The following is a 17,197-nucleotide window of genomic DNA, read 5'->3' as shown; positions in this document are numbered from 1 at the left end:
TTAATTTTTTAATTTGAACATCAAACTCTTTACAGAAATCATCAATTTGTACAAAAATATTTGTAATTTGGTCTTTTAAATTCATAGCAATAAATTGTTTAAATATTTGAATGTCAGAAACTTAAATATACGAATTATTGCTATTTTTTACAAAGTTTATCTCAATTATTATCCCGAACTCAGGTTATTTAGTTGATTTTCAGTTGTTTATTTTTCTCGAAAAGGTTCGAATCCTGTTAGGTTCGTAGCAATAATATGGAGCTTTAATCGAAAAATCGTCTAAAAAAGATAAAATATTGGTTTTTTAAGAAAAAATTTTTGCTTTAGAAAATAAGGTAAAAGGGTGGAAAATACTCTAAATAGAATGAATGACAAGTGTTTATAAATAAAATGACACCATTTGGCCTAAATTGTCCTAATGGTGTCATTAAGTGAGCGCGAAAGGATTCGAACCTTTGACCGTCTGCTTAGAAGGCAGATGCTCTATCCAGCTGAGCTACGCACCCTAAAGTTTTTTTGAATAAAGTCGGGGCGGCAGGATTCGAACCTGCGACCTCCTGGTCCCAAACCAGGCGCGATGACCGGACTACGCTACGCCCCGAAAAAGATATATAGAAAAGCGGAGGGTAAGGGATTCGAACCCTTGCGACACTTTCGCGTCGACAGTTTAGCAAACTGCTCCGTTAACCACTCCGGCAACCCTCCTGTTTATCTTCGTTTGTTAATGATCGTTACTGCTTTATTGCGAGTGCAAATATAGAATAGATTTCTTTATTTACCAAATATTTTTCAAGAAAAATTTGCGTATTTTTGAGCTGATAAACTAAGTAAAAAAATAACAAATGCGTAAAACATTATATATCATCGGATTAAGTATGGCGGTTTTTTCCTGTACTTCACAGCAAAATGCAAAAAAGAAACAGTATATCCCCAAAACCCCTTCAGTACAGCCAAAAACGGCAGTGAAAACAACTTCGGAGAAACCTAAACCCAAAGTTACTACTGAGCACGGAGTAGAGTTTTTTACGACCAATATTGCCAATCCTGCAAATAATGATAATACTGCAAGTTACGGATCTATTGTTTCGGCAAAACCGGCTGGATATAAAGTAGTTAAAACTTATTTTCCGGCTATTGCCCAAAATTTCAGACAGAGATATCTTATCCTGCATTATACTGCGCTTCCGGATGATAAATCGATTACCGTTCTTACTCAGCAGGCTGTAAGCTCACACTATCTGGTAAATAACACAGGCGATAACCAAATTTATCAGTTGGTAGACGAAAATAAACGCGCTTATCACGCCGGAGTAAGTGCCTGGAGAGCAGATAAAAACCTCAACGATACATCTATTGGGATAGAAATTGTTAACACAGGTTACATTACAGATGCTTCCGGGAAAAAAATATTTGCTCCTTTTGATGATGCACAGATAAAAAAGGTAGCATCTTTGGTAAAAGATATTGTCAGCAGATATCAGATTCCGGCAACGAATATTCTGGCGCATTCCGATATTGCCCCTACGAGAAAGCAGGATCCGGGACCTTTATTTCCATGGAAAAAATTATATGATGAATATCAGATCGGAATGTGGTATGATGAAGCTCAGAAACAGGGATTTTATGATCTTGCGACATCTACAGATTTTCAGTCTAAATACAACGATCCTGCATTTATTTTTAATGTTCAGACCCAATTGCAGAAATTTGGTTATGGACTGGATCTTAGTGGAAAATGGGATGATGCCACCAAGAAAACCATTGAAGCCTTTCAATATCATTTCCGTCCGGAGAATTACGACGGAATAATGGATGCTGAAACCTACGCTGTTTTACAGGCTTTGGTATTAAAATATTCTTTAAAATAAAATGTAATAATGTAAGTTTATCAATGTAAAAATGTCTAAATTATATTATACTGTTACATTGATAGATTGTTATATTAATTTAGGAATTATGGAAAATTTCAGAAAAGAAAGTGATTTACTTGGTGAGCTTAATGTTCCCGTAAATGCTTATTATGGTGTACAGACGCAAAGAGCAATCAATAATTTCAAAATTTCGGGGCAGCTTTTATCTTCATATCCTCAGTTTATCAGAGGGTTGGCCTTTGTAAAAAAAGCAGCAGCAAAAACAAATTATGAACTGGGACTTCTTGATGAGAATATGTACTTCAATATCGCTGAGGTTTGCAATGAAATCATCAATGGCGAACTTCACGAGCAGTTTCCTGTAGATATGATTCAAGGAGGGGCGGGAACTTCAATCAATATGAATGCTAATGAAGTGATTGCCAATAGAGTGTTAGAAAAATTAGGAAAAAATAAAGGACAGTACGAATTTTGTTCACCCAACGACCATATCAATCTTTCGCAATCTACCAATGATGCGTATCCTACTGCAATAAAAATGGGATTGCTACAGATGAATATTATACTGGTTGAAAAACTGGAAAAAATCGTTGAAGCTTTCAGGGAGAAAGGAAAAGAATTTCAGGATGTAATCAAAATGGGTCGCACACAGCTTCAGGATGCCGTTCCGATGACTTTGGGACGGGAGTTTGAAGCATTTGCCGCAACATTGGAAGAAGATATTTCCAAATTAAATAACAATGCAAGCCTTTTCGTAGAAGTAAATATGGGCGCAACGGCCATCGGAACAGGACTGAATGCTCCTGTCGGATATGCTGCGCTTTGTGCGAAGAATCTGGCTCAGATTACGGGATTTCCGGTAGTTTCTGCACCGGATCTGGTGGAGGCAACGCCAGATACAGGTTCTTACGTGATTTATTCTTCTTCCATGAAGCGTCTTGCGGTAAAATTATCAAAAATTTGTAATGATCTGAGACTTCTTTCTTCCGGACCAAGAGCCGGACTTTCTGAGATTAATCTACCGCCGATGCAGCCCGGATCATCGATTATGCCCGGTAAAGTAAATCCTGTTATTCCGGAAGTCGTTAATCAGGTTTGCTTTAAAGTTTTCGGGAATGATCTTACGGTGACTTTTGCCGCAGAAGCAGGACAGTTACAGTTGAATGTCATGGAGCCGGTACTTTCCCATGCGATTATGGAAAACATTCACTTTCTTTGCAATGCGTTGGATACACTTCGTGAAAGATGTGTAGTTGGAATTACCGCTAATCGTGAAGTTTGCTTAAATATGGTGAAGCACAGCATAGGAATTGTAACGGCGCTTAATCCGTATATCGGGTATAAACATTCGACTCAAATTGCAAAAGAAGCATTGGAAACCGGAAAAAGTGTATATAATCTGGTATTGGAGAAGGGTATTTTATCGCAGGAAAAGCTTGATGAAATCTTGGATCCCAGAAATATGCTGAAACCGCATAACAAGTAAAATAAACGATAAGTGATGATTGAAATTACCGTATGTTGTAAATCATCTATCACTTATTATTCACCATTTATCATTTAAAGTGAGGTTTTTAATCATAATTCCTGCGCATAACGAAGAAAATAATCTTCCTTTTACACTGGATTCTTTACAACAACAGAGCTGTAAGGACTTTAAAACAGTAATTGTAAATGACGGCTCTACGGATAAAACAGCTGAAGTAATCAGAAAATATACTGAAGAGGATTTCCGGTTTACAACTGTCAATCTGCAGAAATCGTTGCACCAGCCCGGATCAAAAGTCATAAATGCATTTAAAAAAGGTTTGGAAACACAGGATTTAAATGAATTTGACATTATCTGCAAGTTTGATTCTGATGTCATTTTCCCTGAAAATTACCTTGAAAAAATAGAAGAATCGTTTCTGAGTAATCCTGATTATGGTTTGGTTGGCGGACTTCTATATATTGAAAAAAACGGAAGCTGGGTATATGAAGGAAATTCTAATAAACATCATGTGAGAGGACCATTAAAGGCTTATCGTAAAGAAAGTTACCTGCAGATGAACGGAGTGAGGGAGACATTGGGATGGGATAATATTGATGCGATTTTGCTTCAAAATCTGGGATGGAAAGAGGTTGTTCTACCTGAGCTTCATGTTAAGCTAATCAAGGTAAAAGGAGCGGATTATACCATAAAACCAGCGGAATATTATGGTAAATATTTTTATTTTTTAGGCTTAAACAGATTTCTGGCTTATATTGCATCATTCAAAGAAGCGGCAAAAAGCAGATCTTTTTCTTTTTTCTTTACAATAATCAGATCATATGAAAATTGCCGCTCCGCAAAACTGGAATTGAAAATATCGGAGAAAGAACAAAAAGCCATTAACAGGCAACGTTGGGAAATGCTGAAAAAGAAATGGCTTAAAATGTAAAAAATTAGAATTGAAAAAAATAGCCTACATAGAAATTGATACACATGCAGAAATTGCACAATCTTTCATGGAAATCATGAACGGAGCAGATTCGTTTTCAGTAGATTACTATTTTTCGGAAAGAATTAAAGATCAGATTGCAGATAATGGGGAATCGATTTTTATTTCAGACAGTTCAATGATTTCAGATCAGTTAAAGTCTAAAAATTATGATCTTATCATTATCGGGACTGTTCATCGCTATTTTAATACATTCTGTGCCATTGCTGAAAAATATAATACTGCAGTTATTGTTCATAATAAAAATTTCGTTAATATTCCTCTCTTACGTCTGTTTAAAAGTATTTTTAAAGCAGATTTAATTTACCGGTTGAAACTCTGGTGGAAAGAAGGTTTATTTTATTCATCAAAAGCCTATCAGAAAGCGAAAAATCTTCTGGTTCTGGATGATGAACTGATCTCTGAACGTTTCAAATTTTTACCTCTTTTTTATACAAAATATACAGAAAAACCGGATAATAATGTTTTGACGATCGTTATTCCGGGAGGAGTTTCCCAGCAAAGAAGAGATTATAAAAAAGTATTTTCAGTAATAAAGAGTCTTGAAAATTCATATAATACTGACATTCAGAAAAAGCTGATAGAGTTCGTTTTTTTAGGAAAGGCAAAAGACCACGAATTAAAAGAGCTTGTTTACCTTAAAAGGTCTTCAAAATATGTTAATATTATGTATTTTTCTGAAAGAGTCTCACAGGCAGATTTTGAAAAATGGATGCGAAAAGCTGATGTTTTATGGTGTCCCATCCAGCAGGAAACAGCCTTTTTCAGTCAGAAAGAAATATATGGAAAAACAAAAATGACCGGAAATTTAGGCGATGCTATAAAATTTGGAAAGCCTGCCATTTTTCCGGAAAATTATCATTCTCATTTAGACTTTATTGTAGCTGAACAGTCTGATGTCATCAAACAATTTGAAGAGCTTAAAAGTTTCAACTTTGATTTTCAGAAAGATTACAATAAAAAGACAGTTCAGCAAAAGCTACAGAAAGTTCTCGGCGATCTGATTTCTATTTAAATTTAAAAATACTTTTAATAAAATTTTTGTTCAGATAATCTTCAATCGGAAAGACGTTGGTGAAATAATTACCAATAAAAATAAGTAACAAAACAACAGCCGGTTTGTACACAAGATTAATGAAATTATTACTGAAATTCGGTAAAATAATCGCTACAGTAATCGCCAGGGTACAGATAATCGAGACAAAAATCATCTCAATGGTGAGTGGCGAAACTTTAAATACAATATAATTAAAAACAATTTTCACAACGTTATAGGTAGTCAGTGAAATGGCTGTGGACAAAGCAATGCCGATGAGCTTTAAATCTGTATTTTTCAGAAAGTAGAAATTCAAACTTATGGTTAATCCGGCAAGCAGAAGCATAACCAGAATATTGAATTTATAATACTTTGAAAGGGAAATAATATTACCGTTAAAACCAGTGGCTAGATCAATTAAAACTGCAGAGCCCCAAATCCATACTACAGGTTCGTATTCTCTCAGTAAAACTCCGTTTTTAGGCATAAAATAAGTCAGGTAAGGAAATCCGACCATGATACAGGAAAATAGAACTGCACCTAAAAAATATAACGTTAATGATGTTTTTTTATGAAATTTATCCAGTCCTTCCATGTCGCCATCCGCAAGATTTTTGCTGATGATCGGCGCGGAAATATTAAATAAGCCCAGCTGCGGAATAGAAATTAAAGAAATTAAGGCATACAACGTAGAATAAATTCCGTTTTCTTCCATTCCCATATATTCTCCGATCATAAAGCTGTTGATAGCCAGGTAATTTCCGAAAGTTCCTAAAAAGCCAAAGAAGCTATAGTTGGCAAAGTCTTTCCATAAATTATCTTTCTTAAAATAATCTGTACTGAAATCAAAATGAATCTTTTCCAGTTTATTGGTGTAATAAATGTACCCGAAAAGCATCAGCGCAAAGATTCCGAAGAAAAATGCCAGAGCGATCCGCTGTGAAAATGCAAAATAAAAAAAAAGACAGAAAGCGCCAAGATTGGCTATTTTAGGAAAAAGATTGTCGAATATATTTGATACAACAATTCTTTTAAAATTTGATACATATTTATTGAATATGGCGCAGAATGATAAAACCAAAATAAGCGGAAGAACAAGTTCTTTTAAATTCCAGGCTTTTGTATTTAGAAATTTAGGATAAAAATGGGGTAGTATAAAAAATATGCCACAGAAAATCAGGAAGTTGATTAAAATTGTTATCAGTGACAAAGAAAGCATATTCTGATTTTTACCGTCTTTCTGTACGCTATGGAAAAATTTTACATTGGCATAAGAAATACCGAAAACAACAAAAGGAACTAGCATCTCTGCGGTTTGCATACTATATCTGAGTGTTCCGTAAAACACAAAATCATTCGGGAAAATAAAAATCGCTGAAACGGTACCCAGCAGAAAACCTACATAGCCAATGATAGAATACTTAAACCCTTGTCTTGCAACTACACTCATTTTTTATTGGCTTTTAGGGATGAAAATAATATTATTAATGTATTCTTTTTTGTTTTTTTCGTCGCTTATGTTTTTGAGTAAGATTTCTTCCGTCAGATTTTCGAGAATAAAATTATTTCTGTTTAAGTATTTAGCGTCGTAGCCCCAGGATTCTATTTCAGAAATTTCCTGCAAGATCGGTGTTTCATGATGTCTTTGTTCCATTTCCACCATTAAAACAGGCATGAACTTACAGATCACTTCTCTGGCACCCTGCAATGTTTTCATTTCATTGCCTTCAACATCTATTTTGATGAAATCAATTTTGATGAAGTTTTCTATGGCAGCCCAGTCATCGAGACGTATTACTTTTACCTTTTCGGTATAGCTTTTCTCTTCACCTTTTTCTTTATACGTTGTATTGAGCGTTCCTCGGGAAGCAATCGTTTTTCCGTTGATAACGGGAACTTTAAACTCTGCCGTTGTATTCTCATCAGAAAGTGCTAATGGAAAAACCCTCATGGTCGGGAAAAGTCTTTTCAGCCTTCTGTACAATTTCTTGTTGGGTTCAAAAGCGTAAATATGCTCGTGATTAAGTTTTTTTTCCAGTTGATACAAAAATGTGCCTACATTGGCACCGATGTCTAGAATTACGGCGTTTTTGGGTAAGAATTCTTTGATCCAAACCAGTTCCGGCTCTACATTTCTCACGGAGAAATTGTCTTTGTTGAGATTATTTAAACTTTTAAAAAATCTTTTCTTATAAAAACCAGGACTGATATATTGTAGATTTTCAGCAATTCTTTGGTATAGAGACATTCTTTAGCTTTTGACAATAGCAAAGATACGTAAAAATGTTAAATTAATGTTAAAATATTAAGTTTGTAAGTGTTTGATTTTCAATTGTTAAAATTTAGAACTACAAAAAAGGTGCGTTAAGAAAATCATTCAAAGGTTTCATAATTTTGAAAATTTCAGCCAGTTTTTTCGCAGCATTTTTGTCTTGAATTTCCTTGTCTGAAAGATTGTAAACAACAATAAAACTCTTCAGTTTCAGGTATTCAGCCATCGGGTCTTCCTTTTCAAATCCTTGTGGAACTTTTTTAAGCTTATCGTCCTGATCCAGTTCTGAAAAATACTTTTTAAACTCTTTATCGTTTAAAATTTTAATAAAATCCTGTCCATAGAGTGAAATTTCTTTTCTCAACGTTTTTAAGACAGAAGATTCCGGCATATAAATTCCTCCGGCAATAAAAGATTTTCCCGGTTCCAGGTGAAGATAATATCCTCCTTTCTGGCTTCCCTTTCCCATTCCAAGTGAAGCACCGAAGTTGGTTTTGTAAGGCGTTTTATCTTTTGAGAATCGGGTATCCCGGTAAATCCTGAATAAGGATTTTTTGGCATCAATTTTTTCAAGCTCAGGATTGAATTCTGACATTTCTTTAATGAGGTCTTCCAGAAACAATACGATGTTTTCCTGAGCCTCTGTATAAAGATTTTTATTTTCCGTAAACCATTCCCGGTTGTTATTTTTGGTCAGTTTTTTTAAGAAATCAAAAACTTTCGGAGAAATTGCTGCTGACATATTTTTTTATTTTCAATCAAATTTAATTAAAATCGATCAATTCAAAAAAAAATATTTATTGCGGTAACGGGGGTAGTTCCCACGAAGAATGTGTTATTAAATTAAAATTAAAAATAATGTGTTTTTTCTGCGGAAATTATAAAAGCATTATATGTTTTAAATATTAAATTATTGTTTCTGTAATAATAGTTAAAATGTAATTCAAATAATAATCGTATCTTTGCAAAAATTTTAAAATATTTAATGAATTTATTTACGGAAACCAATTTAAGTCCTGATATTCTTAAGGCAATTGGCGAACTGGGTTACGAAAGCCCGACAGAAATCCAAAAACAGACTATCCCTTTCATTCTTTCAGATATTCGCGACTTGATCGCACTTGCGCAGACAGGGACAGGCAAAACAGCAGCATTTTCGCTTCCGATTTTGGATATGATTGACGATACGAGTCGCAAAATCCAACTTTTGGTGCTTTGTCCGACACGGGAATTATGTCTTCAGATTACGAAAGACATTAAAAACTACTCCAAATACATGAAAGACATCAAAACGACAGCCGTTTATGGTGGAAGCAGTATTATGGATCAAATCAGATCTCTTAAGGATAAACCGCAGATTATTGTTGGAACTCCGGGTAGAGTAATCGACCTTATCAACAGAAAAGCATTAGATTTCTCCGCTATCCACTGGTTGGTTTTGGATGAAGCTGATGAAATGCTTTCTATGGGTTTCAAGGACGAACTGGAAACTATTCTCAGCGAAACGCCTGAAACCAAGCAGACTTTTCTTTTCTCTGCCACAATGAGCAAAGAAGTAGAAAGAATTTCTAAGAATTATTTAACAAAGCCGCACAGAATTTCAGTGGGTTCTATTAACGAGGTTAAAAAGAACATCAAACATGAATATTATGTAATCGGTTATCGTCAGAAAAAAGAAGCTTTAAAGCGTCTTATTGATTCTAACCCGAATCAGTATTCCATTATTTTCTGCAGAACGAGAATGGAGACTCAGGAAGTAGCTGATTTCTTAATGCAAAATGGATATGCAGCAGATGCTCTTCATGGAGATCTTTCTCAGGCACAGAGAGATACGGTAATGAAAAAGTTCAGACTGAAGAATATTGATATTCTGGTTGCGACAGACGTTGCAGCAAGAGGGCTTGATGTAAATTCACTGACACACGTTATCCATTACTCTTTGCCGGATGATCCTGAAGTATTCGTTCACCGAAGCGGAAGAACAGGAAGAGCAGGAAAAGACGGTATTTCTATTGCCCTGATTAAACCTGAAGAAAGCAGAAAGCTGAAGCAGATAAAATCAGTGACTAAAATCGAAATGCATGAAGGTAAAATTCCTACCGGAGAAGATATTATCAAGGCTCAGGTTGGAGGTGTTTTCGAAAGCCTTTTCGAAATCCACGAAGATTTCTTTGAATTTGACGATTCTCTGATTCCTGATTTATCAGCATTTACAAAGGAGGAGCTTGCCCATAAACTACTTCAGTTCCAATTAAAAGATCTTGCGTTGTATTACAAAGACAGACACGATCTTATGGAGCAGAAACTGAGCAGCAGAGATGACGACAGAGGTTCTAGAAGAGACCGCGACAGAGGAAGAGATCGTGACCGAAGCGAAAGAGGGGACAGAAGAGAGCGCAGCGGGAAACCAAGAAAAAGGAATGAAGATATGGTAAGATTCTTCTTTAATCTTGGTAAAAAAGATCAATTGAAGAAGCTTGATGTTTTAGATATCATCAATAAAGCTACTGCCGGAAAAAGCAAAAAAAGAGCAGAAATCGGTGATATTGAAATCCTTGAAAAATTCTCATTCTTTGAAGTGGAAAAATCTTTTAAAGACAATGTATTGAGTAACATCGGATCGATGAAATTCAAAGGAAAGGAAATGAGAGCTGAAGTAGCAAACTAAACCCTTCAAAATATACTGAAAACCGGCCATAGCGCCGGTTTTTTTAATTGATAATCAGTTTATAATACAATGTTAACAAAACTTAATCTAGTATTGTTTCAGGTAAGGTGCTTTTTTAAGAAATTTGCACACGAATTATAAATACTTAAAAATGGGAATTGGTAATATTTTCCACGCTTTTCAACCAAAAGATAAAATCTTCTTTGTACTTTTCGAAAAAGTAACTGAAAACCTAGTTGCAATGTCTGAGGAATTCAACACAGGAATCAAAGACTTTGATCTTAATGACGATTCCATGCTGAAGAAAATGAGCGACTTCGAGCATAAAAATGACGAATTGACGCACGAGATTTTTGTAGAACTGGGAAAAAACTTCATTACTCCTTTCGACAGAGAAGATATCCATACACTAGCAACGGGATTAGACGATATTGCTGATTACATTTATGCTTCCACGAAGTATATTTTCTTGTATAAATCTCCTGAAATGAAGGCTTATTCAGACTTCTCATTACTGATTCATAAAGCATGTCTTGAAATTCAGACGGCAATGAAAAACCTGAACGGATTCAAGAATATGGAACAGGTAAAAGAAGCTTGCATTAAAGTAAATTCTATTGAAAATATTGCAGACGATCTGCTTTCCAATTCAATGGTAGAATTATTCGAAACAAACGATGCGATTAATATCATTAAAGTTTCATCTGTACTTAATTATCTTGAAGTTGTAACCGACAAAGCAGAAGATGTTGCTAATACGATCGAGAACATCATGATTAAATACGCTTAATTAATAATTATAATTAAACAATGGAATTTCCGATTTTACTTATAGTTATTATTGCTTTGGCTTTAGTATTTGATTACATCAATGGTTTTCACGATGCAGCCAATTCAATTGCGACTATTGTTTCTACAAAAGTTTTAACCCCTTTCCAGGCTGTACTTTGGGCAGCACTCTGGAATTTTGCAGCATTTTTTCTCGCTGCCTATATTTTTCAGGATTTTAAGATTGGTAATACAATTGCCAAGACTGTAAACGAAAATTTTATTACACTGGAAGTAATATTCTCAGGTCTTATTGCAGCAATTGCTTGGAATCTTTTAACGTGGTGGTTTGGGATTCCTTCATCATCATCACATACGCTGATCGGAGGATTTTTAGGAGCAGCTCTGATGCATGCTTTCATGATGGATTATCATGATGTAGCAGCCGCACAACCTGCCCTTGGATTTTGGGAAACCTGTAAAGAGGCTTTCACTCAGGTAACGCATCAGAGTGTAGTGAAATTTAATAAGGTAATTCCGATTTTCTTATTCATTTTCATGGCACCGATCATCGGAATGATAATTTCTATCATTATCACTTTGATTATTGTTCACCTTTATAAAAGATCAAATCCTCACAAAGCAGATAAGTCATTCAAGAGATTACAATTGGGATCTTCAGCACTTTTCAGTTTGGGACATGGTCTTAATGACGCTCAAAAAGTAATGGGAATCATTGGTGCAGCTTTAATTTATTATCATGTTGAAATGCTTCGTGATCCTGTATATTTAAATATACCAAGTGCCGATCGTTTCAAATTTTTCTCGGAACATTATCTTTGGGTGCCTTTGGTTTCGTTTGTTGCAATTGCATTGGGTACAATGAGCGGTGGCTGGAAGATCATCAAAACGATGGGAACCAAAATCACAAAAGTTACTTCTTTAGAAGGAGTAAGTGCTGAAACTGCTGGAGCGATTACTTTATTCATCACCGATCACTTCGGGATTCCGGTTTCAACGACCCACACGATTACCGGTTCGATCATTGGGGTAGGGCTAACAAAAAGAGTTTCTGCGGTAAGATGGGGAATCACGGTAAGCCTTCTTTGGGCTTGGGTTCTTACTATTCCTATTTCAGCGATTGTGGCAGGGATTACGTATCTTGTCGTAACATTTTTATCTTAAAATTTCAGGATTAATTTTTTAAATAGTATAAATCAACTTTGCTCATTCGGGCAAAGTTTTTTTATTATTTGAATTAATATTTAGCTTTTTTAATTAGTTAAATTGAATACAGACTCTTAATATTATTAATAAAACAGTGAGGATTTTTACTTTAAAAAGCCCTGAAAAATTGTATTTTTGCTTAAACTATTAGAATTTATGGAATTTTTAGACAAATACCAGCAGATTGTTGCGGATGCTATTGCCAGATATACTTTCAAAGATAAGCCTGAGGAATTATATGAACCGATGAATTACATTATTTCACACGGCGGAAAGCGTCTTCGCCCGATTATGGTTCTTATGGCCTGTGACCTGTTCGGAGGTAATCTGAAAGAGGCTATAAAACCTGCTTTGGCAATTGAATTTTTCCATAATTTCACGCTTATTCATGACGATATCATGGATGAAGCTCCACTAAGAAGAAATAAACCAACCATCCACACCTTACACGGAATTAATGTAGGTATTTTATCCGGAGACGGATTAATGTTGAAAGCTTATAAATTCTTTGAAGATCTTGAACCTGAAATTTTCAAAGCATGTATCAGGATATTTACTCACACGGGACTGCTTTTATGTGAAGGACAACAATATGATATCAATTTTGAGACCCAAGAAGACGTAACCTTTGATGATTATATCAGAATGATTACCTATAAGACTGGAGTTCTGAGTGCTTCATCATTTGAGATCGGTGCATTGATTGCAAAAGCAAACTTTAAGGATGCAAAAGCTATTTTTAATTTTGGAAAACATATCGGAATTGCATTCCAGATTATGGATGATTATCTTGATGTATTCGGAGATCAGGCTCAGTTTGGTAAAAAACACGCGGGTGATATTTACGAAAATAAAAAAACGGTTCTTTATCTTATGGCGAGAGAGTATGCAACCGAAGAGGAAAGGAAAGAACTGGATTACTGGTATTCTAAAAAAACTGACAATATTGATAAAGTCTACGGGGTAGAAAAGATATTCAGAAGAACCAAGGTAGATGAGAAAGCCTTACGATTAATTGAAAAACATAATGAAATCGGGCAGAGCTACCTTCAGAAAATCGATATCCCGGAAGAAAAGAAAAAACCGTTTGCGGAACTTGCAAATTATCTATTAAGAAGAGAAAGTTAAAAGAGATTGAAGATCTTAGGTTGCAGGTAGCAGTTTTGCTTGCAACCTAAACCTTCAACCTATCACCTATACAATGAAATTCAGGACAGAAGTTGACATTAAAGAATCGCAGAAGAAGATAGAGCTTGAAGATAAAATATTTTCGATCGGATCCTGTTTTGCTTCCGAAATGACCGATCTTTTTCAGCAGGGGCAGCTTCAGTCGCTGAATAATCCGTTTGGAACTATTTTTAATCCGTTCTCCATCAGTAATTCTGTGAAAAGACTCCATGATGCCGAATTTTATCGTGAAGAGGAATTAATCACCTTTGAAGACGAATTTATCTCGTTGGATCATCATACAAGTTTTGATACACGGTATATCCACCAGACATTAAATAAAATTAATACTAAAATCGAAGAAGGAAATTCTTTTCTTCAGGGAACGGATTGGGTAATCATTACCTACGGAACTTCTTTTATTTATGAATTTCTTCCTAAACAAAAACTGGTAGCCAACTGTCACAAAATTCCGCAGAAATTCTTTGAGAAAAAATTATTGAGTCATCAGGAAATAACTGATTCAATCTACAATACAGTAATTAATCTGAACGATATCTGCAAAGACGATGTACAAATTCTCTTCACTGTTTCTCCGGTGCGTCATACGAAGGATGGAATGATTGAAAATCAATTGAGTAAATCAAAACTGATTACGGCAGTTCATGAAGTAATCCTACAATTTGAAAACTGTCATTATCTTCCCATATATGAAATTCTGATGGATGATCTCAGAGACTATCGCTTTTATAAAGAAGATATGATTCACCCTAATAACCAATCGGTTAATTATATTTTTGAAAAATTTGGGAATGCCTATTTTTCTGATGAAACCAAGGCATTTATTAAAGATAATTTTAAAATTAATAAAGCTTTGGAGCACAAAACAGACGATGAAAAAGATCCTAAATATATCGAGTTCAAAGAAAAATTAAATCAAAAAATTGAAACTCAGCGACAAAAAGTGAAACATAAAATCTTTCAAAATGATTGATTTTACCAAGATTGATTATCTAAAATCTGGAAATGAAAAGCAGAAAAAGGCTTATGAAGTTCTAACTAAATATCAGGTTTTTGATAGACTGAAGAGCTATTCACCAATTTTAGCAGGAACGATTCCTATTGAAATTGATATAGAAGAAAGCGATTTGGATATCATCTGTGAAGTTAAAGATGAAGATGAGTTTGAGAAATTATTAAGTAATTTTTTCCCTGAAACCGAGATAAAGACTGAAAGAATATCTATAAAAGGGGAAGATTCAATTGTTTTTAATTTTAAATTAGATGAATTTCCCATTGAAATTTTCGGACAGAATATACCTACAATTGAGCAAAATGCTTATCGTCACATGATGGCTGAATATAAAATATTACAGGAAAAAGAAGAAGATTTTAAACAAAAAATAATAGAATTAAAGAAAAAAGGAATCAAAACAGAACCAGCCTTTGGGATGCTGCTTAAGCTTGAAAATCCTTATGAAGATCTATTGAAATTTTAAGAAAATGATTGATACACATACGCATTTATATGCAGAAGAATTTGATGATGACAGAAATGAAACCATCCGAAGAGCGATGAATAAAGGAGTTTCCGAATTTTATCTTCCTGCAATTGATTCGGAATCTCACGAGAAAATGCTTCAGCTAGAAGCTCAGTATCCGGAACATATTTTCTCAATGATGGGGCTGCATCCCTGTTATGTGAAACCTGAAACATGGGAGGATGAGCTTGCGATTGCCAAAAAATATCTTGACGAAAGAAACTTTCCGGCCATCGGAGAGATCGGAATCGATTTGTATTGGGATAAAACAACACTTGATATCCAAGTAAAAGCCTTTGAACAGCAGATCGACTGGGCCATTGAAAAAGATCTTCCGATTGTTATTCATACGCGTGAAAGTTTTGATGAAACATTTGAGGTGCTGGAAAGAAAGAAGCATCCGAAACTGAGAGGAATTTTTCACTGCTTTTCAGGGAATCTCGAACAGGCAAAACACGCTATAGATCTTAATTTCATCCTTGGAATCGGTGGAGTAGTGACCTTTAAAAATGGTAAGATCGATCAATTCCTGAATGAAATTCCTTTAGATAAAATTGTGCTGGAAACAGATTCTCCCTATCTCGCACCCGTTCCGTACAGAGGAAAACGAAATGAAAGCGCCTATCTTGATCTGGTTGCCGGAAAACTCGTGGATATATACGGAAAAGATTTTTCGGAAATCGACAGAATTACAACAGAAAATGCAAAGAGAATTTTTAAAAATTAATGAAATTTATACTCTATGATAAAGTAAAAGTCTTCCATAGCGGAAGACTTTTTTATTATTTTTTTCTCGTGAAGTTTTTATTCTTTGGCTTTTTAAATCCAACCGGCGCAGCCGAAGACTCAGGCTTATTCCTGTTTTTCGATCTCGGAGGGTTTGATCTCGGAGGATTGGGTTTACCGGCTCCCGAAGTAAAGGGTTTGTTATTAGAATCCCTTTTCTGGGCAACAAGATCATCCGTGTGGAAAGGATGGTCTTTTATAACAGGGATTTTTTTTCCTATTAGCTTTTCGGTATTTTTAAGGTTTAATAAATCCAGTCCGTCTACAAAAGAAATAGAAGTTCCTTCAGCACCGGCTCTTCCCGTTCTTCCGATTCGGTGAACATACGTTTCTGAAACGTCGGAAAGTTCAAAATTAATAACATATTTAAGCTCATCAATATCAATTCCTCTTGCTGCAATATCCGTCGCTACCAACACTCGTGTTTTCCCGGATTTGAAATTATTTAAAGCATTCTGACGTGCATTCTGCGATTTGTTTCCGTGGATGGCTTCCGTCGTAATATGATCTTTCTGAAGTTTTCTGGCAATCTTGTCGGCTCCGTGTTTCGTTCTCGAAAAAACCAGCACAGAATCCGAAATGTCATTCTTTAAAATATGCGTTAAAAGATTCAGCTTATTTTCTTTTTCTACGAAATAGACCGACTGTTTTATTGTATCTGCAGTAGAAGAAACAGGAGTCACTTCTACTTTTACAGGATTATTTAAAATAGAATCGGCAAGTTTCTGAATTTCTGCAGGCATCGTAGCAGAGAAAAATAAAGTCTGTCTTTTCTGAGGTAATAGTTTGATGACTCTTTTTACATCATGCACAAAACCCATGTCAAGCATTCTGTCTGCTTCGTCGAGCACGAAGATTTCAAGGTTTTTTAAGCTGATAATTCCCTGAGCAATAAAATCGAGTAATCTCCCCGGTGTAGCCACAAGAATGTCAACCCCTTTTTTCAAAGCATTTTCCTGGTTTCCCTGCTTTACACCTCCGAAAATAACGAGATGTTTTAAGGGTAAATATTTTCCGTATGCTTTGATATTTTCTTCAATCTGGATTGCCAGCTCTCTGGTAGGCGTTAAAATTAAAGCTTTAATATGATTAGAGGGCTTTTTCTTAGAAAGATTCTGTAAAATAGGAATGGCAAATGCTGCCGTTTTTCCTGTGCCTGTTTGCGCGCACCCCAGAAAGTCTCTTCCTTTCGTAATCTCAGGGATAGATTTTTCCTGAATGGGGGTAGGATTGATATATCCTTGCTCCTGAATTGCTTTTGCAATAGGCTCTATTAAGTTTAAATCTGTAAAATTCAAATGAATTGTTTTAATAATTACAACAAAAATTCCCTCTTTGTGAAGGAATTATATTTTGCAAAGGTAGTTTAAATATTTTTAAG

At 35.1% G+C, this 17,197-nt stretch carries 15 protein-coding genes and 3 tRNA genes; 11 read left to right on the top strand and 7 right to left on the bottom strand.

Going from position 1 to position 17,197, the window contains the following annotated elements; all coding sequences use genetic code 11:
* Nucleotides 1-432: 432 nt before the first annotated feature.
* The 3 genes from BLR30_RS17000 to BLR30_RS16990 all read right to left on the bottom strand — a co-directional run bounded on the left by BLR30_RS17000 (nucleotide 433) and on the right by BLR30_RS16990 (nucleotide 705).
* Nucleotides 433-506 (bottom strand) — tRNA-Arg (locus tag BLR30_RS17000).
* A gap of 20 nt (nucleotides 507-526) precedes the next feature.
* Nucleotides 527-601: transfer RNA gene (locus BLR30_RS16995), tRNA-Pro, on the bottom strand.
* A gap of 19 nt (nucleotides 602-620) precedes the next feature.
* Nucleotides 621-705: transfer RNA gene (locus BLR30_RS16990), tRNA-Ser, on the bottom strand.
* Between the two features lie 137 nt (nucleotides 706-842).
* On the opposite strand from BLR30_RS16990, the gene BLR30_RS16985 reads away from it, so the two are divergent.
* From BLR30_RS16985 to BLR30_RS16970, 4 genes are all read left to right on the top strand, one after another.
* On the top strand, nucleotides 843-1,868 hold the full coding sequence (locus BLR30_RS16985) for an N-acetylmuramoyl-L-alanine amidase (RefSeq protein WP_089861469.1): 1,026 nt from the start codon (nucleotides 843-845) through the stop codon (nucleotides 1,866-1,868).
* Between the two features lie 88 nt (nucleotides 1,869-1,956).
* Nucleotides 1,957-3,357 carry an aspartate ammonia-lyase gene (gene aspA, locus BLR30_RS16980; RefSeq protein WP_089861474.1) on the top strand — a complete coding sequence of 467 codons (1,401 nt, stop codon included), beginning with the start codon at nucleotides 1,957-1,959 and terminating at the stop codon, nucleotides 3,355-3,357.
* Nucleotides 3,358-3,436: 79 nt separating this feature from the next.
* Nucleotides 3,437-4,291, top strand: coding sequence for a glycosyltransferase family 2 protein (locus BLR30_RS16975; protein ID WP_089861467.1), 855 nt, complete (start codon nucleotides 3,437-3,439; stop codon nucleotides 4,289-4,291).
* A 10-nt stretch (nucleotides 4,292-4,301) separates the two neighbouring features.
* On the top strand, nucleotides 4,302-5,366 hold the full coding sequence (locus BLR30_RS16970) for a hypothetical protein (RefSeq protein ID WP_089861465.1): 1,065 nt from the start codon (nucleotides 4,302-4,304) through the stop codon (nucleotides 5,364-5,366).
* On the opposite strand, the gene BLR30_RS16965 is transcribed toward BLR30_RS16970, so the two are convergent.
* From BLR30_RS16965 to BLR30_RS16955, 3 genes are all read right to left on the bottom strand, one after another.
* Nucleotides 5,359-6,837: a lipopolysaccharide biosynthesis protein gene (locus BLR30_RS16965; protein WP_089861463.1), complete on the bottom strand. Its 1,479-nt coding sequence runs from the start codon at nucleotides 6,835-6,837 to the stop codon at nucleotides 5,359-5,361. The genes BLR30_RS16970 and BLR30_RS16965 overlap by 8 nt on opposite strands.
* Before the next feature lie 3 nt (nucleotides 6,838-6,840).
* Entirely contained in the window at nucleotides 6,841-7,635 is a 795-nt protein-coding gene (locus BLR30_RS16960) for an FkbM family methyltransferase (RefSeq protein WP_089861461.1), read from the bottom strand.
* Nucleotides 7,636-7,735: 100 nt separating this feature from the next.
* A complete protein-coding gene (locus BLR30_RS16955) occupies nucleotides 7,736-8,401 on the bottom strand; it encodes a DUF2461 domain-containing protein (RefSeq protein WP_089861459.1) in 666 nt (221 codons plus the stop codon).
* A gap of 243 nt (nucleotides 8,402-8,644) precedes the next feature.
* Between BLR30_RS16955 and BLR30_RS16950 the strand changes: the two genes are divergently transcribed.
* From BLR30_RS16950 to BLR30_RS16920, 7 genes are all read left to right on the top strand, one after another.
* The gene (locus BLR30_RS16950) at nucleotides 8,645-10,327 is read left to right on the top strand and encodes a DEAD/DEAH box helicase (RefSeq protein ID WP_089861458.1); all 1,683 of its coding nucleotides are present in this window, start codon (nucleotides 8,645-8,647) and stop codon (nucleotides 10,325-10,327) included.
* A 151-nt stretch (nucleotides 10,328-10,478) separates the two neighbouring features.
* On the top strand, nucleotides 10,479-11,117 hold the full coding sequence (locus BLR30_RS16945) for a DUF47 domain-containing protein (protein WP_089861456.1): 639 nt from the start codon (nucleotides 10,479-10,481) through the stop codon (nucleotides 11,115-11,117).
* A gap of 20 nt (nucleotides 11,118-11,137) precedes the next feature.
* Nucleotides 11,138-12,280 (top strand): inorganic phosphate transporter, encoded by a 1,143-nt coding sequence (locus BLR30_RS16940; RefSeq protein ID WP_089861454.1) that lies wholly within the window; start codon nucleotides 11,138-11,140, stop codon nucleotides 12,278-12,280.
* A 198-nt stretch (nucleotides 12,281-12,478) separates the two neighbouring features.
* Nucleotides 12,479-13,450, top strand: coding sequence for a polyprenyl synthetase family protein (locus tag BLR30_RS16935; RefSeq protein WP_089861452.1), 972 nt, complete (start codon nucleotides 12,479-12,481; stop codon nucleotides 13,448-13,450).
* Between the two features lie 73 nt (nucleotides 13,451-13,523).
* Complete coding sequence (locus BLR30_RS16930) at nucleotides 13,524-14,483, top strand: GSCFA domain-containing protein (protein WP_089861450.1); 960 nt, start codon at nucleotides 13,524-13,526, stop codon at nucleotides 14,481-14,483.
* Complete coding sequence (locus BLR30_RS16925; RefSeq protein ID WP_089861448.1) at nucleotides 14,476-14,988, top strand: DUF4269 domain-containing protein; 513 nt, start codon at nucleotides 14,476-14,478, stop codon at nucleotides 14,986-14,988. The genes BLR30_RS16930 and BLR30_RS16925 overlap by 8 nt, the downstream gene beginning before the upstream one ends.
* A 4-nt stretch (nucleotides 14,989-14,992) precedes the next feature.
* Complete coding sequence (locus BLR30_RS16920; protein ID WP_089861446.1) at nucleotides 14,993-15,757, top strand: TatD family hydrolase; 765 nt, start codon at nucleotides 14,993-14,995, stop codon at nucleotides 15,755-15,757.
* A gap of 55 nt (nucleotides 15,758-15,812) precedes the next feature.
* On the opposite strand, the gene BLR30_RS16915 is transcribed toward BLR30_RS16920, so the two are convergent.
* A complete protein-coding gene (locus BLR30_RS16915; RefSeq protein WP_089861444.1) occupies nucleotides 15,813-17,114 on the bottom strand; it encodes a DEAD/DEAH box helicase in 1,302 nt (433 codons plus the stop codon).
* Nucleotides 17,115-17,197: the final 83 nt, after the last annotated feature.

This window comes from Chryseobacterium taeanense (genome assembly GCF_900099685.1).
GTDB classification, from domain to species: Bacteria; Bacteroidota; Bacteroidia; order Flavobacteriales; family Weeksellaceae; genus Chryseobacterium; species Chryseobacterium taeanense.
This window is presented reverse-complemented; position numbering and strand designations above follow the sequence as displayed.